The sequence below is a fragment of the Paraburkholderia sp. GAS41 genome, assembly GCF_050436545.1.
GTDB lineage: Bacteria > Pseudomonadota > Gammaproteobacteria > Burkholderiales > Burkholderiaceae > Paraburkholderia.
In genome coordinates, this window is sequence record NZ_JBNDMK010000002.1 from 375,938 (window position 1) to 393,905 (window position 17,968).

General features: G+C 61.9%; 15 protein-coding genes. 8 read left to right on the plus strand and 7 right to left on the minus strand.

What is annotated here, in order from left to right; all coding sequences use genetic code 11:
- Both P3T43_RS04860 and P3T43_RS04865 read left to right on the plus strand, forming a co-directional pair.
- A complete protein-coding gene (locus P3T43_RS04860; RefSeq protein WP_429279904.1) occupies positions 1-573 on the plus strand; it encodes an OsmC family protein in 573 nt (190 codons plus the stop codon).
- Between the two features lie 144 nt (positions 574-717).
- On the plus strand, positions 718-1,704 hold the full coding sequence (locus P3T43_RS04865) for an endo alpha-1,4 polygalactosaminidase (protein ID WP_429280162.1): 987 nt from the start codon (positions 718-720) through the stop codon (positions 1,702-1,704).
- Positions 1,705-1,813: 109 nt separating this feature from the next.
- On the opposite strand, the gene P3T43_RS04870 is transcribed toward P3T43_RS04865, so the two are convergent.
- On the minus strand, positions 1,814-4,294 hold the full coding sequence (locus tag P3T43_RS04870) for a penicillin acylase family protein (protein ID WP_429279905.1): 2,481 nt from the start codon (positions 4,292-4,294) through the stop codon (positions 1,814-1,816).
- Between the two features lie 301 nt (positions 4,295-4,595).
- Here P3T43_RS04870 and P3T43_RS04875 point away from each other — a divergent pair, with 301 nt between their 5' ends.
- Together P3T43_RS04875 and P3T43_RS04880 are read left to right on the plus strand one after the other, a co-directional pair.
- Entirely contained in the window at positions 4,596-5,183 is a 588-nt protein-coding gene (locus tag P3T43_RS04875; RefSeq protein ID WP_429279906.1) for a hypothetical protein, read from the plus strand.
- Between the two features lie 258 nt (positions 5,184-5,441).
- Entirely contained in the window at positions 5,442-7,451 is a 2,010-nt protein-coding gene (locus P3T43_RS04880) for an acyl CoA:acetate/3-ketoacid CoA transferase (RefSeq protein ID WP_429279907.1), read from the plus strand.
- Positions 7,452-7,525: 74 nt separating this feature from the next.
- Here the strand turns inward: P3T43_RS04880 and P3T43_RS04885 are convergent, their stop codons facing one another.
- On the minus strand, positions 7,526-7,792 hold the full coding sequence (locus P3T43_RS04885; protein ID WP_429279908.1) for a hypothetical protein: 267 nt from the start codon (positions 7,790-7,792) through the stop codon (positions 7,526-7,528).
- Between the two features lie 421 nt (positions 7,793-8,213).
- On the opposite strand from P3T43_RS04885, the gene ilvD reads away from it, so the two are divergent.
- Entirely contained in the window at positions 8,214-10,076 is a 1,863-nt protein-coding gene (gene ilvD, locus P3T43_RS04890) for a dihydroxy-acid dehydratase (protein WP_429279909.1), read from the plus strand.
- A 283-nt stretch (positions 10,077-10,359) separates the two neighbouring features.
- Positions 10,360-10,620: a DUF1488 domain-containing protein gene (locus P3T43_RS04895; RefSeq protein ID WP_429279910.1), complete on the plus strand. Its 261-nt coding sequence runs from the start codon at positions 10,360-10,362 to the stop codon at positions 10,618-10,620.
- A gap of 167 nt (positions 10,621-10,787) precedes the next feature.
- Here P3T43_RS04895 and P3T43_RS04900 read toward each other — a convergent pair whose 3' ends face one another.
- The 4 genes from P3T43_RS04900 to P3T43_RS04915 form a co-directional block, all read right to left on the minus strand.
- On the minus strand, positions 10,788-11,906 hold the full coding sequence (locus tag P3T43_RS04900) for an FUSC family protein (RefSeq protein ID WP_429279911.1): 1,119 nt from the start codon (positions 11,904-11,906) through the stop codon (positions 10,788-10,790).
- Positions 11,907-12,111: 205 nt separating this feature from the next.
- On the minus strand, positions 12,112-12,549 hold the full coding sequence (locus tag P3T43_RS04905; protein WP_429279912.1) for a cupin domain-containing protein: 438 nt from the start codon (positions 12,547-12,549) through the stop codon (positions 12,112-12,114).
- Positions 12,550-12,634: 85 nt separating this feature from the next.
- Entirely contained in the window at positions 12,635-13,306 is a 672-nt protein-coding gene (locus P3T43_RS04910; RefSeq protein ID WP_429279913.1) for an FMN-dependent NADH-azoreductase, read from the minus strand.
- A 24-nt stretch (positions 13,307-13,330) separates the two neighbouring features.
- Positions 13,331-13,864, minus strand: a complete 534-nt coding sequence (locus P3T43_RS04915) for an RrF2 family transcriptional regulator (RefSeq protein WP_429279914.1) — start codon at positions 13,862-13,864, stop codon at positions 13,331-13,333.
- 181 nt (positions 13,865-14,045) lie between these two features.
- On the opposite strand from P3T43_RS04915, the gene P3T43_RS04920 reads away from it, so the two are divergent.
- On the plus strand, positions 14,046-16,034 hold the full coding sequence (locus tag P3T43_RS04920; protein WP_429279915.1) for a S9 family peptidase: 1,989 nt from the start codon (positions 14,046-14,048) through the stop codon (positions 16,032-16,034).
- Between the two features lie 81 nt (positions 16,035-16,115).
- Here the strand turns inward: P3T43_RS04920 and ampC are convergent, their stop codons facing one another.
- Positions 16,116-17,285: a class C beta-lactamase gene (ampC, locus tag P3T43_RS04925; protein ID WP_429279916.1), complete on the minus strand. Its 1,170-nt coding sequence runs from the start codon at positions 17,283-17,285 to the stop codon at positions 16,116-16,118.
- A 250-nt stretch (positions 17,286-17,535) separates the two neighbouring features.
- Between ampC and P3T43_RS04930 the strand changes: the two genes are divergently transcribed.
- A complete protein-coding gene (locus P3T43_RS04930; protein ID WP_429279917.1) occupies positions 17,536-17,943 on the plus strand; it encodes a hypothetical protein in 408 nt (135 codons plus the stop codon).
- Positions 17,944-17,968: the final 25 nt, after the last annotated feature.

Here is a 17,968-nt window from a genome sequence, read left to right on the forward strand (position 1 = left end):
ATGAATGCCAATGTACAAACGAACGAAGCCAACATCGTGAACGGCCTTAACGTCGACGATCTGTTTGCCCTGGTTGAGGGCGTCAAAGGCGACGTCTCGAAGGCCACCACCCGCTGGCGCGTCGCCACGAGTTGGCAGGGCCAGACGCGCAGTCGCGCCGAGGTGGAGGGCTTCTCGATCGGCGGACAGGAGGTGTCGCGCCGGTTCACGATCGATATCGATGAGCCCTGCGAACTCGGTGGGTCGAACCGGTTTGCCAATCCACAGGAGCATCTGATCGCGGCGCTGAATGCGTGCATGACGGTGGGTTACGTGGCGCAATGCGCTATCCGCGGGATTACGCTCGAATCGCTGGAGATCGACACCGAAGGTGAAATCGACCTCAGGGGTTTTCTTGGGCTCGACCCGCAAGTGGCGAACGGCTACGAAAGCCTGCATTACACCGTTCGTATCAAAGGGAGTGCGACCGCGCAGCAATTTGCCGAAATCCATGAGGCAGTAATGGCCACTTCTCCCAACGTGTACAACCTGGCCAACGCTGTCGCTCTTAAGTCGACCCTCGTGGTTGGGTGAACGCCTTCGCGGTGCGCTTGAGGGTCTAATGTTCGTCGTACTGAAGACCGCTGTGCATGCTACGCTGCGAGAAAATTCACGCGATCAACCATGCGCTCATTATTTTCTCGCAGTGTCCTCGGGGATGCGGTCGTTGTTGTGGCAATGTCAAGCGCGTGGGGCCGTGAGGTCGAAACCCAGGTACCGGCCCGCACGGCCGCCAGTTCCAGCAGCAACGCCGGCACAGTCGCGCTTTCAGGCTCGACCAGCGTGACGATCGCAGCGGCCCGCGATCTGCCTGCCTCGCCGGTCTGGGTTGTCTACTACGGCGCGGCGGCGCAAACCAATATCGAGCAGCTCGCGACCCGCTTCAACGTGATCGTCATCGACGCCGATCCCGACGCGGACCCACCCAACTTCACCGCCGCACAGATCACCGCATTAAAGGCGCATGGCGCGAAAGTGCTCAGCTATCTGAATCTGGGCGCTTGCGAAACCTCACGAGACTATTGGACGACGGTACCCGCCGGCTTCGTCTCCTGTAGCGCGAATCGGGCGGCGCAACAGGGCGAGTACAGCGGTTACCCCGACGAATACTGGATGAATGTGGGCAATGCGGCCTATCAGAAGCTGATCGTCGACTATGTCGCGCCGCGCCTGGCGGCGACCGGCGTCGACGGGTTCATGCTGGATAACGTCGAGATCGTCGGCCACGACTCGCATGCAGCAGAAGGTCCATGCGACGCGACTTGCAAACAAGGCGGCCTTGATCTGGTCGCGCAGTTGCGCACTGCGTTTCCGAATGCCGCGATCGTCCTGAACGCCGCGCCGACTTCCGCTATCAGCGGTTCAAGCAAGGGCGTGTCGTTCCCGATGCTAGTAGATGGCGACTTTGCCGAACAGGTCTTCCTGCCCTCTCTGGATACGTCGCTCCTGCAAACGCTGCAGACGTGGAAGGGTATCGAGGCGCGCCTGCCGCGCCACTCGTTCTTCACGGGAACGCTTGAATACGTCAGCAGTTGCTCGGCGACATCGAACGCGCAGCATGGCTGGAGGGCTAGCGTTGCTGCGGGACTGAGTCCGTCGATTGCGACTTCATCGCTCAACCACGTGTGCTGGTGGCCGTTTTTGCCGGAAGCGGCGGCGAACTAGGCGAGCATATTTTGGTGCCCTGAGCGGCTGCGCGAAGGTTACGATGCCTCGGCTGATGCCCGATCCGGACGGCGCAAATGCTGCGCGCCCAGATAGCGCGTCAGCGCAGTCAATGAACCTGCGGTATCAATTCAAGCCGATGCACCGACGCCCCCGGCAAGAACGGCGTGGCTGCGCCGTGCACCCACGCTTCGTGTCCCGCCAGAAAGTACGGCGACAACGGATGACCGGACTGACCGCCCGGCATTTCAAAGAAGCCGTCCTGTTCATGCCCTGGCGACACGACGATCCGCTCGGACGCGCCGAATGAAGGCTCTTGCACCCGCGGCATGTTGAAGTCGCCCGGCAGCGGATCGTGCGGCGCGCCGAGCCACGCGCGCAGCCATGGCAGCCACGACGGCACGATTCGCGCGAGCGGATGCTCGATCGCGGCGCGATTGCGATTGCCCCAGCGCGCGTCTTCGAGTTTCACGCCCAGCGGTAACTGCTTGATGGCATGGTCGATCCGCTCGAGCATGAAGGCGCGCCAATCGGCGGTGCCGTCAGGCACCCAAGCTTGGTGAGCCGCAAGCGCTTCCATCACCGCTTCGTAACGCGAACTCGCGCTGCGAAAGCCGAGCGGCGGGGTAACTGAACCTTTGCCGACGCTCGTGGCGAGATCGGTGTCGAGCTTGCTGAACCAGGCGTCGTAGAGCGAGAGATAGAACGCCCGGACGAGGCGGTAACCCACCGCGTCTGCGTCGGTACGGCCATTCCATGCCTGCACGAGACGCTGAAATTCGGCGCGCTGCGGATGGTCGCGCAAAGCGTGTGCGTCGAGCGCCGACAGGGCAAGACGACGCCAGCTCTCGATCCACCGCGCGCGGTCGTCGAGCTGAATGGCGAGCATGTCGTGCTCATTGGCACGCGGCAGCGCAAGCAGATCATCGCGGACCTGGGACGCTCGTGCGCCGAGGTCGGCGCCGGCATCGCCCAGCAGCGCCGCTTCGGAGGCTGGCAAGGTCAGGTTATTCGCTGTCCACAAGCGCCCGAGCGGCGGATTGATGCGTGACGGATATGCGTCCGGCGGAAGATAGCCTTGCCAGCCTTGATAGGTCGCCGAATCAAACGGCAAGTCGGCGAATGGGCTGCCTGACGACGCGGCAGCGGTCCTCCAGTGCGGCAGGGGTCCAGCCAGCGTCCAGCCAATCTTGCCGCGCGAATCCGCCACCGCGATGTTCAGCGTCGGAATGCCGCTGGTCTGTGCCACATGGAGAGCGTCTTCGACGCTCGTGCTGTCTTCGAGCCGCATCAGGTTGACGTTGACCGCCTGCGGGTCGTGCGCGACCCATCGCAGCGCATACGCGTGCGATCCGACTACCATCTCCGGGCCCCATTGCGTCTCTGCGACGGGCAGATCGACCGGCGCGCTACCTTTGACGTCAATGCGTTCGTGATGGACCGTCGCCCGTTGCCAGCCGCCGCCGGGAACGCGGTAGAGCCGCGGATCGGCGGGATTGCGTTGCAGCTCGATCAGGTCGACGAAACGACCGTAGCTGTTGGTGAAGCCCCACGCGACCTGGCCATTGCTACCCGCGATGACGATGGGTCCACCGGGCAGGCTCACGCCCGTGATGTGCCGCGGCTGTCCGTCCGTGCCTGGCCACGTCAGCGAAAGCCGATACCAGACGTTCGGCAGCGACAGGCCAAGGTGCATGTCGCTTGCGAGGAGTGCGTCACCTTGCGCGCTGTGCGCGGCGTCGACGGCCCAGCCGTTGCTGCCGATCATCGGGTCGGCGGGACTCACGCTACTATCGGCGAGTTCGGTTCCGGGCTCGGCCACGCTCGCGGATTTCGAGGCGGACAACCAGTCGGGACGCGTGCTGGGCGGCGTCGCCAGATCCACGGCGGGAGGCGTGGCGAGATCGAACGGTGCGTCCCAGTGACTGGCGGTAGGTAGCAGGAAGGCCAACAGATCGGCGGGAACACGTTCGCGCAGCGCCGCGCGCGAGAGGATCCGGGTGACCTCGTGTGACTGGAGGTCGAGGTACATGGCGTAGATGACGAGCAGCGTGTCTTCCGGGTGCCACGCTACCGGGCGTGTGCGTAACACCCAGTACTCGAATGGGCGCGACGCCAGCGAGGCAAGTCCGTCGTTCACGCCGGCGGTATAGCGCTCAACCAGCAACCGCTGATCCGCGGGCAGGGCGTCGAGCGCGAGCTGGGCACGTTCGCGAAACCGGTGCAGACGGTGACGGCGATCAAGCTCCAGCGCGGCGGGACCGAGTAACGCGGACATCTCGCCTGCCGCGACACGGCGCAAGAGATCCATCTGGAAGAAGCGGTCCTGTGCATGCACGAAGCCGGTGGCGTAGGCGAGGTCGGCTCGCGTGCTGCCGTGCAGCGTGGGGACACCGAGCGCATCGCGCTCGACCGTGACCGGAGCGGAGAGCGTGGGTACGATGTGCGTGTCATCGAGTTGCGGGAGGCTGGCGCGCAACGTGATCCAGCCCGCAAACGCGATCGCGAGGAGGAGAACCGCGAGTGCGGAGCACGAACGGATCAGCCAGTTGGCGCGTGGTCGTGGAGCGGCGGGGTGCGGGCGAATCATCGCGGATGACGAAGGTCGGGTTGCAGCCGGGCGGAGCATGCCATGTCGGCGAGGTGGCGTATGACCATAGCACGGGCCTGTCGAGGCGCGGGCATCTCCCCCGGCGAGGAGATCGTGTAAGGGCTAGCCCGGGGTAGAGAAGAGTCGTAAAGCGGGATAGATTGCTTACTAGAATAAAAGCGTTGTAATCATCGACCGCTTTATATGGGATCGGAGTAAGCGCTAAAACGCCAACTCCGGTCGTCAGGAGATGCGGGGACGCGGCTGACGAAGCCCCTCGCGGGACTGAAGGGAGCCTGACATGGTGCGCACCGATTTGACGGTACTCGCGGGCGTCGGGATTCTGGCGCTCGTTTGCCTGGTGGTCTGCGGCTTGTACGTGTACCGGTGTAGCGAGAGCTACCGCAGACGCAAGCAGCGGGCAAAAACGCCCATCAGCGTGAGGCGTGCGGTTCAGCGCATCGAACAGACTGCTTCGGAAGACGACGCAACCATCGGCACGCAATTAAGCCAGCGCTGTAAAACCTCGCTGTATCGGCTGATGTTCGGCAATGCACATGACGAATGCATCGTTTTCCTGATGGCTGCCAGCCGTGCTGCCGCGCAGAAGGAAGCGACGGACGCGCTGGCCGCGATCCATTGCATGTCCCCCGACGAGATATGTGTCTACAACCTCGCCTCGTTTCGCGAGCTGATCGATAGCGGCGTGAGCGAGGATGAGGATCTGCGCCTGTTCGAGGTGGCCTGGGAAGGCCCGAATGTCAGCGCGTGGGCCGAGCATCCGCTGTTTCTGACCGACGACCACACCCTGCTCGGCAAGTGGGCCGAGTTATACGCGGACCTTGCGCGGGAATTGGCCACGAGCGCGATCAATCGGGCGCGGGGCTAGCAGGTTCACTGCCGCGGGCGGGGTACGTCGCAGGCGTTCAACGGTCGTTGTCCAGACGGCGGCTTCATACGCCATGAGGTGGCACGGGCGGCTGCCTTCTATCACTTCAACCTTCTCCACGCTGAAAGCCTCCATTCGCTTGAACGGACGTCGCCATCGGGGTATACCTGGCGCGACGTCGTAGCGAGCTAGTCCATCAACGCGCACAATCGTCGCAAGCGGGGCATCTCGACACCCGCGGCCCAACAAGGAGACATCATGAACGGAGGATTTCACCATCCGTTTCCGGCTTCGACGCGTACCGTCGAACGCGGCAAGGTTGTGAGCGCGCGCGAGGCCGTGCAACTCATACGTTCCGGCGACACCATTGCGACGGGCGGTTTCGTCGGAATCGGCTTTGCGGAAGAAGTGGCCGTCGCTCTGGAACAGCGCTTCCTGCAGGCGAGCGGCGCAGGCGAGCCGCCGCTGCGCGACCTGACGCTGGTCTATGCCGCCGGGCAGGGCGACGGGAAGACCAAAGGGTTGAATCACTTCGCCCACGTGGGCTTGATTCGCCGTGTCATCGGCGGTCACTGGGGGCTGGTGCCCGGCCTGCAAAAGCTCGCCATCGACGGTCTGATCGAGGCGTACAACCTTCCGCAAGGCGTCATTTCGCACCTCTTTCGCGACATCGCCGCCCACAAGCCCGGACATCTTTCGACGATCGGACTCGGCACCTTTGTCGACCCGCGACACGGCGGCGGCAAGCTCAATGCCCGTACTACTGACGACCTGGTCCGCCTGATGTCGGTGGATAACGAGGAATTCCTGTTCTACAAGACGTTCCCGATCGATGTGGCCATCATTCGAGGCACGACGGCGGACGCGTCGGGCAACATCACGATGGAGAAAGAGGCGCTCACACTCGAATCGCTGTCGATCGCAACGGCCGCCCGCAACTCCGGCGGGATCGTGATCGTGCAGGTGGAACGGCTCGCCGAGTCGAACACGCTCAATGCGCGAGAGGTCAAGATTCCGGGGATCCTCGTCGATTGCGTGGTGGTGGCGAAGCCCGAACATCACTGGCAGACCTTCGGCGAGCCGTATTCCGCGGCGTTTTCCAGCGAGCTTCGCGTCGTCGCGACCTCACTGCCTCCCATTCCGCTCGACGCCAGAAAGGTGATTGCGCGCCGCGCTGCGTTCGAACTCATGCCTAACAGCGTGGTGAATCTGGGCATCGGCATGCCGGAGGGCATCGCTAGCGTCGCCAACGAGGAGCAGGTCATCGACCTGTTTACGTTGACGACCGAGCCCGGCGTCATTGGCGGCATTCCTGCAGGAGGCCTGAATTTCGGCGCGGCGACCAATACCCAGGCGATCGTCGATCAGCCGTATCAGTTCGACTTTTACGATGGAGGGGGCCTCGACATTGCGTTTCTCGGTCTCGCGCAGGCGGATCGACAGGGCAATCTCAATGTAAGCAAGTTCGGACCGAAACTGGCGGGTGCGGGCGGCTTTATCAACATCAGCCAGAGCGCAAAGAAGGTGGTATTCGTCGGGACCTTTAATGCAGGCAACCTCGATCTCGCAGTCGAAGAAGGACGGCTGAAAATACGTCAGGAAGGAACCTGCCGGAAACTCGTCGAGTCGGTTGAACACCGGACGTTCAGCGGCGAGTACGCGTTAAAACGCGGCCAGCCTGTGCTTTATATAACCGAGCGGTGCGTGTTCGCGCTGACTGCGGCCGGTCTTGAACTGATCGAGGTTGCGCCGGGCGTGGACATCGAGCAGGATATTGTTGCCCAGATGGATTTTGCTCCGGTCATCAACAGGGCACCGCGTCTCATGGACGAACGCATCTTCCGGCCGGCGCCAATGGGCCTGCGAGGTTCCATTCTGCGCTTGCGTTTCAACGAACGATTCAGCTACGACGCCGTCCAGAACATTATTTTCATCAATTTCGAGGGCCATGAGGTCAGCAGTCCGGAAGATGTCGAAGCGATCCGCGCAGAGGTGGAAAACCGGCTGCGCGATGTGCAAGTGAAGCCGCACGCGGTGGTCAATTACGATAATTTTTCGATTCGGCCCGAGGTCATCGACGCCTATTCGGACATGGTGACATCGCTCGTTTCCCGCTTTTACGCTGGCGTCACGCGCTATACGACAAGTAGCTTCCTCAGATTGAAACTGGGTAATGCGTTGCAGCAGCGCAGTGTCTCGACGTATATCTACGAAAGTTCGGACGAGGCCAACGCGCACGAGAACGACATGTCACGGCCGCGAACGTAGCTGGCAGCCCATGACATGAAGGAAAATGCCCACGCGCGCTTCTACCATTGCCGTTGCCGCGGCAACGGTTCACGTTAGTGACGGACGTAAATCGAGTTCAGGCCCGCGTCAGCGGCGGGATTGAAGGCTGTGTCGGAGACCACGTTGGCGTGCGTACCGAGTGTGCCGCTCACCGGGCTGATGCGGGTGGGCGCTGGCGCCGGAGCGGAATCCGGAACAATCACCTCATACGCAATCGTCTCAACCTGGGTTTCATCGACCTGCGGAACCGATTGGGCGAATGCCGCCGTCGGCAAAACGATCATGGCGGCAAGCAGTGTGTTGCGAAGAAGTGTGTTCATGACAATGCTCCTGTGACTCATTGGGTTTCGATCGGGGCCGGTGTGTGGCCCATGAAAGCCATGGTAAGCACGGAGAATTAGATCTAAATGAGCGACGCGGGCTGTTGAAGCGGCGGGGCGGCCCGGATCACGCGTGGACTTCAGCGCGGAGCCAGCAGCCGATCAAAGCGTCTCGCCAGCTTGTCCGGCCCCGGCTTTCGATCGCCGAGTAATATCTTTTCCGACCTAATTCCGTCGAAAAAATATATTGGACGTCTTACCGACGCTCCCGCAATATTCGTACATTCCCCCAAAGTCACGCCGCGCATGCCATTGCGGGCTGTTGCCTGCGGCCTTCGACGTGCCCTCGGCCTCCTCGACGGTTCATTGGCTGGCGTGGCCGCAATTCTAGATTTGATAACCACAATACTCGAGGACAGAGATGCCTGACTATCGATCACGAACTTCGACGCATGGCCGCAACATGGCTGGCGCCCGCGCTTTGTGGCGCGCGACCGGAATGAAGGACGGCGATTTCGGCAAGCCCATTATTGCGGTGGTGAACTCGTTCACCCAGTTCGTGCCGGGCCACGTGCATCTGCGCGACCTGGGCGCGCTGGTCGCGAAAGAAATCGAAGCAGCCGGCGGCGTGGCGAAGGAATTCAACACCATCGCCGTGGACGACGGCATTGCCATGGGTCACGGCGGCATGCTGTATTCGCTGCCCTCGCGCGAATTGATCGCCGATTCGGTGGAGTACATGGTCAACGCGCATTGCGCGGACGCCATGGTCTGCATCTCCAACTGCGACAAGATCACCCCGGGTATGTTGATGGCCGCGATGCGCCTGAACATCCCCGTCGTGTTCGTGTCCGGCGGTCCGATGGAAGCGGGCAAGGTCAAGTCGCCGACCGATGGCCAGGCGATCGTCAAGATCGACCTGATCGACGCGATGATCAAGGCGGGCGACTCCAGGGTGAGCGACGCGGAAGTGGCGGAAATCGAGCGCAACGCGTGCCCGACGTGCGGTTCCTGCTCGGGCATGTTCACCGCGAACTCGATGAATTGCCTGACCGAGGCAATCGGTCTCGCGTTGCCCGGCAACGGCACGATCGTCGCCACGCACGCATGGCGCAAGAGTCTGTTCGAGCAGGCCGGCCGTCTGGTGGTGGACTTGTGCCGCCGCTACTATCAGGAAGACGACGCCTCGGTTCTGCCGCGCAATATCGCCAACAAGCAGGCCTTCGAGAACGCCATGGCGCTCGACGTGGCCATGGGCGGTTCGACCAACACCGTGCTGCACTTGCTGGCAGCCGCGCAGGAAGGCGGCGTCGATTTCACGATGTCCGACATCGACCGTATCTCGCGCAAAGTGCCGTGTCTGTGCAAGGTTGCGCCCGCAACCGATAAGTACCATATCGAAGACGTGCACCGTGCTGGCGGCATTCCCGGCATTCTCGGCGAACTGGCCCGCGCGGAACTGCTGGATCTGTCGTGCGGCAACGTGTCTAGCGGTACGCTGGGCAACGCTATCGCCAAGTGGGACATTGGCAGCGGTGCGGGCGAAGACGCGCAGAAACTTTTCCGCGCGGCGCCGGGCGGCATTCCGACTACCGTCGCATTCAGCCAGGAAGCGACGTTCGCCTCGCTGGATACCGATCGCAAGAACGGTTGTATTCGCAGCAAGCAGAACGCATATTCGAAAGACGGCGGCCTCGCCGTGCTGTACGGCAATCTCGCTGAGAAGGGGTGCATCGTCAAGACTGCGGGCGTCGATGAATCGCAGTGGATTTTCTCCGGCCGTGCGCGCGTCTTCGAAAGCCAGGATGACGCCGTCGAAGCGATTCTGGGCGACAAGGTGGTAGCGGGCGACGTCGTCGTGATCCGTTACGAAGGTCCCAAGGGCGGCCCCGGCATGCAGGAAATGCTTTATCCCACGTCGTATCTGAAATCCAAGGGCCTTGGGAAGAGCTGCGCGCTGTTTACCGATGGGCGTTTCTCCGGCGGTTCGTCGGGGCTGGTGATCGGGCATGCATCGCCGGAAGCGGCCGAAGGCGGCACGATTGGTCTCGTGGAAGAAGGCGATGTGATCGAGATCGACATTCCGAATCGCAAGATGCATCTGGCCGTGCCGGACGCGGAACTGGCGCGTCGTCGCGAGGCGATGGAGGCACGCGGCGACCAGGCGTGGCTGCCGGTCAATCGTGAACGGGTGGTGTCGCAAGCGTTGCAGGCCTATGCTGCGCTGGCAACGTCGGCTGACCGTGGCGCGGTGCGGGATCTCGCGCAACTCAAGCGCAAGTGATGTGCAATGGCCCTGTCGCAGTGATGTGAACAGGGTCAACGAGATCGACAGGCGCGGGCTGCCGGTCGGTCTGCACGATGAGCGGCTCAAGCATCTCACGACGAAGACTCCCACTCAATCAGGCAACGTTCGCGCATCGTATGCATAACGGATGCGCTGCGGAATGCATCTTGCTGCCCCACCACACAGGGCTGCACATGCATCGACGTGTGATTCGGTAGCGAACAATCCATGTCGGCGCTTGAGGCAGCGTTCGTTCACTGACGAGAGAAAGGGGGCATGTATGAGTGTGGTGTTTTCCGGGCGACGTGAAGTAGTGGCCGCAGTGCGCGTTGTTTTCGAGGCGCTTGTGGATGGAAAAGACATCTGGTGCAGCGTATCGGTCGATGCACTGGATGACCACTTTGGTAATCAAGGTCGATTGCCTGCAGACCTGCTACGGACCTTTGAAGCCAACCGGGTCGCGATAGAGGATACAGCGACACGGGTACTCGAACGGAGCGGAGCCCGCTCCGTGGAACTGGAAACGGCTGACTTTCACTAACGGGCTGTCACAGCCAGGCGGGCGCGATTGCGCCCGCTTCGATAGAAGCGGGTTGCAAAGCCCCCTTTACTGTCCGTTTGCTTTCTTTGCAGCACGCTGTTGAGCCGGCGTGGTCGTGTAGTTCTGCGCTGTCACGCAAGGGCTGTACCCGCAACGCGACCCGCTGCCTATTTGCTGCGCTCCGCAGACCGAAGGGGAAAGATGAACATGGCGGCAGCCAGGCCGAGCGTTCCGCCGAGCAGCGTCTCCCAGGCGCGGGCGGCAAGTACGGGGATCGAGTGCATGCCACTTGCCGCAAGCGTGACGATCAGCGTGAAAGCGAACGCCCCGCAAGCAATGTCGTAGCGCTCGGGCAACGCCATCGCATAGACGATCATGGCGAGTGCCGCCGCAGCCCAGATCAAGAGCGGCGCGTGCTCGGCAACCGGCAAGCAGGCGAGTCCGATGGGCACGCCGATCAGCGTCCCGACAATCCGGCGACGCACCCGCTGTATCGTGCCGGTCGCGGAACCGGCGACCACGTAAGTGCACGCGGTGATGGCCCAGGTCGATTCTTCGAGGGCGATCAGGTGGTCCAGCACAACGATGATCAGCGCGCCGATGGCCGCCTGCAGTCCCATGAAGAACTCCGGCGAGGGCCTGCCGGGCGAGACCGGCGGCCCGGCGGAGAGCACCGCCGCTACGGCGGGTCGCTCCGCAGGGCCGCTTAGCATGCGTGGCACGACTGATCCGAGCGTGGCGATCAGCGCCGCAATCCCGATTGCCCACAGATCGTGGATGGTCAGATGGGCGCCGTATGCGAGTAGTTCGCCAATATAGATTTGCGACCCGATCCCGGCGCCAAGGACACCGAATCGTTTGAGATAGCCCACCAGGAAGGCGCCAGACACGAGAATCAGTTCGGGTCCCGCGCGGCCGAAGCGTTGCAGCGGCTCGGACAACATTACGAACAGAGCCGCACCCAGCGCAGCGGAAAAACACAGCAGCGTGAGATCGCGGCTTGATTCGGCGCGTGTCGCCTTGCCCTCGGAGACGCTCGCCCAGAGCGCGAAACTTCCCGCAAGGTAACCGAGCGAGACACTGCTAGGCACGCTTTGGGCAATATCCTGCAACGTCCCGAGCGCGGCGGCGATGCCGTACGCCGTCACGAGCCGCAAACCCTTGATTCGACGGTGCGTACCGGGATCGACGCGGTCTAGCCAGCGGTCGGCAGCCGCAACCGGCCGCAGCACGGCATGGAGCGCTTTTCTACCCTGATCAGAAGAGCTTTGCGGGCTGTCATTCATGGGTTTCGTCCGTGATCGCTTCCGGGGAACACGCAAACGGCAACGCGGATGGGTGCGGCAGGCCGTTGCCGGCGGAATGCCGATGCGTCGGGTTGCCATACCGTGTCGCCTAAGATACCAAGATCAGGGGCTAATCGCGCATTGGACCCGCGAAAAAAAGCAGCTTTTCATGCGCGGATGCCGGATTACGTCACGGATTTGACGCTTACTTCTTGTCGAACGTCACCAGGCTTTTATCGTTCGTGTCCGCCACGAAGATGGCGAGCAGCTTCGCGGGTTCGTTACCGCTCGCGTTTTCGCTCATGGTGTGATGCGCGCCGGGCTGTTCGGTCCAGTGTTCTCCCGCGTGATAAACGTGCACCTCGCCGCCGTTCACCTGGCTGCGAATCGCGCCCGACAGCACGTACCCGACCACGAAGGCCTGTCCATGCCGGTGCGGCATCGACTTGCCGCCGGGGGCGTAATCGACCACCAGTGCGGTCATCGTCTTGCCCGGCGCATTGGCGATCGCTTCGGCGAATGCTGGTGTGATGGATTCGTGAGGCGCCTCAGCGTGGGCGTCTGCAGCGAAGGCCGTTTGCGAAGCGGTAGAGACGGACAGGAGGGCAAACGCTGTCACGGTGATGAACGTACGGATGTTCATGGTCTTTCCTGAAGTAAGTTGCATGGTATTGATACGTAGTACGAATTGATTGGTACGTGAATAAAACCCGCGATTCCGCTCGATATCAGAGTGCAGCAGCCGCTTCGTTTTGCTGCGAGGACGGTTCTGCCTGCGCCCAGCGACTCGCTACCGCGGCCAGCTCGTCGCGTGCACGTTCGAGCGCTTCTTCACGTGCTTCCTGATTCGAGAACTGCAGCGGCTGGGCGTCGACGAAGGTGGGATCGGCCACACCCAGAAACCCAAACGCGGCTTTGAGCGCCGGAGTCAATGCGTCCATTGACGCGAAGGGGCTGCCAGGACGGAGGTCCGCGCCGCGACTCGTAATGAAGATCACCTTTTGCGTTCCAAGCTGCCCTTCGATTCCGCCATCATCCGTGAACACGTACGTCAGTCCGGTGCGCGTGATGTTGTCGATGAATGCCTTGAACGCAGACGGCACCGACCAGTTGTACATCGGCATGGCAAACACCAGCGCGTCGGCTTCGAGCAGGCGTTTGCACAGCGCGTCGGATGACGTCAGCGTCGCCTTCATCGCGGGCGTGCGTTCGCTCGCCGGCGTGTAAGTGGCGATTGCAAACGCTTCGGTGACGTGGGGCGGCGTATCGACCGACACGTCCAGGTAATCGACCTCCAGATCGACGCCTTCGCTGCGAAGGCGCTCCAAAAAGTAACGGCTCAATGCGCGGGAGTTCGAGCGCGCGCGTTTGGCGCTCGCGTCGACATGCATCACTTTCATCATTGCTCTCCTTGATAGGGTGTCTTAACCATGATTGCCGCTTTCACCGCGGCGCTTCGACGAACGGTGCGCCAGCCACTTCACGACTTGCGGCCCAAACTCCGACGGCGCCTTTTCGACGGTGCGCTTCGCGAGATCGGCGAGCGAATGCTTCGCGAGTGCCTCGGTCATGCGCCTTTCGGCGTCCAGCATCACTGCATGAATCGAGCAGACGCCACGGGTTGCCCACGCTGGCGGCTTGTCGCCGAACACGGCGCAATTGCCGCGGACCTCGCGGCAATCGAACAGGGCCTTTTTGCCGTCGATTGCATTGACGACGTCCAGCACGCTAATTTGTGCCGCCGGTCGCGCGAGCTTGAAACCGCCACGTACGCCCTCGGTCGCGACGACAATGCCTGCCTTCGAAAGCTTCGTGAACAGCTTGGCCAGATACTCGACCGGCACGCCCTGAAGTTCGGCAAGATCTTTCGAGCTGGCCTCGTGAACGCCGGCGGCCGGGTCGCTGAGGTAGAGCAGGCAATGCAGGCCATACTCGACGGCAGTGCTGATATGGGACATCGTCTTAACTCCGACTTAATGTATCGTAGTTAGCAATGTAGTCCTTTTCCCGCGTGGATGCAACCCGTCGGTCGGTAAGAGATTGTGTCTCGCGGAGAATGAATGCCGCTGACGGCGCCGCCATAACCGAAGATGCGCGCCGTGATACGCTGAATCCCCACCTCCTACTTCACGCTCGCCCATGAATCACATCCATGCAGCTTCCTCGTCGAACGCAGGTCCGTCCACCTACGCCGCATTTGGCAGCTGGAAATCGCCGATCACCGCCCAACTGGTGGTGGGTGAATCGCTCCGGCTCGGACAGCCTCGCTTCGGTAGCGACGGCATTTACTGGACCGAGGGACGTCCGCAGGAAAAGGGCCGCCATGCGGTGGTCCGGTTTGGCGCGGATGGCGCAATCGAGGAACTGAGCGCCACGCCGTTCGACGCGGCGTCGCGCGTGCACGAGTACGGCGGCGGTTCGCTGGCGGTGACCTCAGTGGGTGTGTTCTTCGTCAACTTCAAGGATCAGCTGGTCTATCGGCTCGAACCCTCCGGCGACCCAAAAGCCGTGACGCAGACCGAGGGCCTTCGTTACGCGGACCTGATCGCCGATCCTGCCCACGGGCGTCTGATTGGTGTGTGCGAAGACCATCGTCAAGGCAGCCATGAACCGGTGAATAGGCTGGTGAGCATCGATCTGGCAAGCGGCGTGACCGAGGTGGTCGCGAGCGGTCACGATTTCTTTGCGTCGCCTTGCCTGAGCCCTGATGGAATGCGTCTCGCATGGCTGACCTGGGACCATCCGAACATGCCGTGGGACGGCACGACGCTGTGGGTCGCAAACATCGCGGCTGATGGTGCGATCGGCACGCCGCAACGGGTTGCCGGTGGCGAAGCCGAGTCGCTGTTTCAGCCGGCGTGGTCGCCGGCCGGCGATCTGTATGTGGTATCGGACCGCAGCGGCTGGTGGAATCTGTATCGCGTGCGCGGCGGCTCATCCGCTGCTGCCGACACCGACACCGCGCTCGAAGCGTTGCATCCAATGGAAGCCGAATTCGGCAAGCCCCAGTGGGTCTTCGGCATGACGACCTATGGTTTTACGGCAGATGGCCGCGTCGTGTGTCTCTACGACCAGGATGGCATCACGCATCTGGCCGTGTGCGATCCGTCCAGTGGCACGTTCGCGGATATTGCAACGCCGTACACGACGATGCGCGATCTCAAGGTCAAGGGCGAGCAGGCGGTGTTCGTCGGCAGTTCGCCAACGGCGGGCGAAGCGGTCGTCGAACTCGATCTGCGCGCCGGCACGTGCCGCGTGCTGCGCCATTCAGACCGTGCTGTGGTGGATGCGCGCTACGTGTCGATTGCCGAACCGATCCGCTTTCCGACTGAAGCCGGTCTGCATGCGCACGCGTTCTTCTACCCGCCCGTCAATCCCGACTTCGAAGGCCCGGCGGGGACGTTGCCGCCGTTGATCGTGATTGCTCATGGCGGTCCGACTTCGTCGACGCATTCCGGATTCCGCTGGCCGATCCAGTACTGGACGAGTCGCGGCTTTGCCGTCGTCGACGTGGACTACGGGGGCAGCACCGGACATGGCCGGGCGTACCGGCAGCGTCTCGACGGCCAATGGGGCATCACCGATGTCAACGATGCGATCAATGCGGCACGCTACCTGATCGAACGAGGCCGCGTGAACAAGGACGCGCTCGCGGTGCGCGGCGGCAGCGCGGGCGGTTACCTGGTGCTATGCGGCCTGGCGTTCCACGATTTCTTCAAGGCGGGCGCCAGCTACTACGGCGTGGGCGACCTAGAAGCGCTGATGACGGATACGCACAAGTTCGAATCGCGCTATCTGCTTCGGCTGGTGGGCCCGTATCCCGAGGCACAGGCGCTTTATCAGGCGCGTTCGCCCATCCATTTCGTGGAGCAGATGTCGAGCGCCATGATCCTGTTTCAGGGCGCAGAGGATAAGGTCGTGCTGCCCAACCAGGCCGAATCGATCTATCAGGTGGTCCGTGCGAAGGGCTTGCCGGTTGCCCACGTGTTATATGAAGGGGAAGGACACGGCTTCAAGCGCGCCGAGACCATCACCCATTCGCTGGAGGCCGAGTTGTATTTTTACGGCAAGATCTTCGGCTTCGAGCCGGCGGATAGCATCGAACCGGTGAGGATCGAAAATATCTGAGGTTCGGCTCACAGGCAGAAGAAGTACAGGGCGGCGGGAGCGTCCCAGCGGGACGCCTCCTCGTCCAATGTCTGCGCGTATTTATTGTGCGTGGTCAGCCAGCGAATTGAGAATCCGGTACGCCGCGGTGACGCGCTCGTCAATCGGGAAGTTCTTGTTCGCGAGGATGACAATCCCGAGCCGCTTCTGCGGAACGAAGGCCAGGTAAGCGCCGAAACCATTGGTCGAGCCGGTCTTGTTGATCCAGACGTCGTCGCGCGGCGCCTCGGGCGGACTGATTGGCGTGACCAGCGTTGCGTTGAGGATCATCGCCGGGGCGTTCCCGTCCAGCAACGACTTCAATGTGACCGGATAGGGGTATTGTTCCCAGATCAGATCCTGCGTCATCGGCCCGGCCTGGAAGTAACCCGTATGCGTTTCCGTGATGGCGCGCTGCAGCTTCGGCTCCACGTGAACCCGATTCATGTTGATTTCGAGGAAGCGGACCATGTCGTCCGCGGTCGTCTTGATGCCATAGGCTTCCGAGGACAGCACACCGGGTTTCATCCGCACCGGCGCGCCGTTTTTCGCGTAACCCTCGGCGTAGTCAGGCATGCGCGCAGCGGGAATGTCGATGTACGTGTTCTTCAAACCGAGCGCGGGTAACAGTTGCTGGTCCATCAGCGCGTTGAAATCCTGTCCCATGCTCTTTGCCGTAATCAGACCCAGCGTGCCAATACCGGGATTCGCGTAGGTCCGATGCGTGCCCGGCGCATAGTTGGGCTGCCACGCGCGGAAATACTGCAGCAACTGAGCGTCGTTATGGATATTGTCCGGCACCTGCAACGGCAGTCCGCCCGGCGTGTGGGTGCCCAGGTTGAGCAGGCTGACCTTGCCGAACGGGCTTTGCTGCAGGGACGGCAGGAACTTGCTGGTTGGGTCGGACAAGGACAGATAGCCGCTCAGTTGCGCATAGGACGCCAGCGTCGCCGTGAACGTTTTGCTTATGGAGCCGAGCTCGAACAACGTATTGCGTGTGACGGGCTGTTTCGTTTCCTTCGACGCCACGCCGTAGTCGAGTACGTAGTGCTTGTCCCCGACGATCACCCCAACTGCTATGCCCGCGATGTCGTTTTTCGTCATCACCGGCTGGATCACACCGTCCACGGCGCTTCTGATTGCGTCTTGCTGCGGGTCCGCTGCGTGGCTGATGGGTGTGATCGCGCATGCGAGGACGGTCGCTGCGCTCAGGCTTATCGCTCGTAGGGTCATCTGCTGGATCCTTCAATGTCTACCGTTCACCGGGAACGAAATGAGAACGGAGTATGTGCCATCTCCGACGCGTCGACTATCGAGCTTATCTAGCGTGAGGCAAAAGAAAATCTTTCGAATGGGGTGTCTGCTGTTCATGGCTTTGCGCCTCGCCAGCCGGGGGCGGCTGAAGTCGTGAAGCCGGTCATTGACACGTCCAGGCGCGGCTGGCAAATTGGGCCGCTGATAGAAATGAAGTGTGTGGGATACGATGGAAAATAACGGACTGTCCGATACGAAACAGTGGCTGCAGGGACTGGTTCAGTCAGCAGAGGCGGCGCTCGCCGCTGCGCAGAATTGCCCGGGACTGGACGACCCGGAAAGCGAGGTCACGCTGCTGGTGACGTCGCAGCGCGAAGTGGTGCGCGGCGAGGTCGTCAGGTTTCGCGCGACGCTCGTGTCACTCGGCCTGCCTGGTCCGGTCAGGCAGGTGGAGAAAAAGTTTGCGGTGACTTTTGACCGCCGGTATTGGAAGCAGGGAACGTTCGTCTATCCGATACATGTGTTTCTTGATCCCGAGCACAAGTTTTCCGCACAACAGGTCGGGCGGATTCAAACGCTCGAATTGGGCGAGACGCTTGATCTCGCCGATGGCCGAACGGTTCAACGCCAGCAATAGCCAGCAATGGCGAGCAATAGCAGGC

Coding starts and splice junctions, on each gene's coding strand:
- P3T43_RS04895 (WP_429279910.1), top strand. CDS start 10,360: ATGAGTGTGGTGTTTTCCGGGCGACGTGAAGTAGTGGCCGCAGTGCGC.
- P3T43_RS04870 (WP_429279905.1), bottom strand. CDS start 4,294: ATGATTCGCCCGCACCCCGCCGCTCCACGACCACGCGCCAACTGGCTG.
- P3T43_RS04930 (WP_429279917.1), top strand. CDS start 17,536: ATGGAAAATAACGGACTGTCCGATACGAAACAGTGGCTGCAGGGACTG.
- P3T43_RS04915 (WP_429279914.1), bottom strand. CDS start 13,864: ATGTCCCATATCAGCACTGCCGTCGAGTATGGCCTGCATTGCCTGCTC.
- ilvD (WP_429279909.1), top strand. CDS start 8,214: ATGCCTGACTATCGATCACGAACTTCGACGCATGGCCGCAACATGGCT.
- P3T43_RS04875 (WP_429279906.1), top strand. CDS start 4,596: ATGGTGCGCACCGATTTGACGGTACTCGCGGGCGTCGGGATTCTGGCG.
- P3T43_RS04920 (WP_429279915.1), top strand. CDS start 14,046: ATGAATCACATCCATGCAGCTTCCTCGTCGAACGCAGGTCCGTCCACC.
- P3T43_RS04900 (WP_429279911.1), bottom strand. CDS start 11,906: ATGAATGACAGCCCGCAAAGCTCTTCTGATCAGGGTAGAAAAGCGCTC.
- P3T43_RS04885 (WP_429279908.1), bottom strand. CDS start 7,792: ATGAACACACTTCTTCGCAACACACTGCTTGCCGCCATGATCGTTTTG.
- P3T43_RS04880 (WP_429279907.1), top strand. CDS start 5,442: ATGAACGGAGGATTTCACCATCCGTTTCCGGCTTCGACGCGTACCGTC.
- P3T43_RS04910 (WP_429279913.1), bottom strand. CDS start 13,306: ATGAAAGTGATGCATGTCGACGCGAGCGCCAAACGCGCGCGCTCGAAC.
- P3T43_RS04860 (WP_429279904.1), top strand. CDS start 1: ATGAATGCCAATGTACAAACGAACGAAGCCAACATCGTGAACGGCCTT.
- P3T43_RS04905 (WP_429279912.1), bottom strand. CDS start 12,549: ATGAACATCCGTACGTTCATCACCGTGACAGCGTTTGCCCTCCTGTCC.
- P3T43_RS04865 (WP_429280162.1), top strand. CDS start 718: ATGTCAAGCGCGTGGGGCCGTGAGGTCGAAACCCAGGTACCGGCCCGC.
- ampC (WP_429279916.1), bottom strand. CDS start 17,285: ATGACCCTACGAGCGATAAGCCTGAGCGCAGCGACCGTCCTCGCATGC.